Here is a 745-nt window from a genome sequence, read left to right on the forward strand (position 1 = left end):
CGCCGGAAGGGCGCCCTCCGGCGGCTGGGCCCTTCCCGCCGAGGGGAGCCGCCGCATCGCTCTCTCCTTCGTCGGCACCGTGGCGGAAGGCGAGCACCTGTTTCGCCTCGCCGTCGAGGACGCGTCCGCCGAGGAGGCGGCCTTGCGCGAACGCTTCCAGCTCACCGCCCGCGAGGCGGACGTTCTGGTCTGGCTGGCGCGCGGCAAGTCCAACCGTGACATCGCCGAAATCCTGTCGCTCAGCCCGCGCACGGTGAACAAGCACCTGGAGGTCGTCTTCGCCAAGCTCGGCGTCGAGAACCGGGCATCCGCCACCTTCGTCGTGATGCGGACCTTGTCCGAGCGCTGAACGGACGGTGGGTCCGCGCCGTCAGCGCGCGCCGGGCACGCCCGCAGCCGGCGTAGGGCCCGCGCGCCGCGCACCCGCCGCCGCGAGCGTCGGCATGGTGCTCCGCGTCGCGGGCGCCGACGCCCCGGCGGGAGGCGTGGCGGCAGGAGGAAGCACGGCGGCATCGACCCAGCCGGTGAAGATGCCCGATTCCACCCGCGCGAACGCCCCCTCCCGGCGCGTGACGCGCAAGGGCCGTCCGGCGTCCAGAACCATCCAGACCGGCGCACCGGCTTGCGGAGCCCGGCGCAGCGGCACCGGCGCCCGCGTCACGAGACCGGCGCCGCTTGGCGCCGCGGCGGGCGCGGCGGCCTGCGAGGGCGTGGCGACCGGCCGGGCGGGCGCTGGCGCGGGATG

2 protein-coding genes are annotated in these 745 nt (G+C 76.2%); one reads left to right on the forward strand and one right to left on the reverse strand.

Going from position 1 to position 745, the window contains the following annotated elements; all coding sequences use genetic code 11:
* Nucleotides 1-349, forward strand: a 349-nt coding sequence (locus tag AUL34_RS21465) for a helix-turn-helix transcriptional regulator (RefSeq protein ID WP_192845809.1), incomplete at its 5' end; no start/stop codon positions are given.
* 21 nt (nt 350-370) lie between these two features.
* Here the strand turns inward: AUL34_RS21465 and AUL34_RS21470 are convergent.
* A partial coding sequence (locus AUL34_RS21470; protein WP_244492670.1) for an SH3 domain-containing protein occupies nt 371-745 on the reverse strand: 375 nt, incomplete at its 5' end.

The sequence above is a fragment of the Aureimonas sp. AU22 genome, assembly GCF_001463745.1.
GTDB lineage: Bacteria > Pseudomonadota > Alphaproteobacteria > Rhizobiales > Rhizobiaceae > Aureimonas.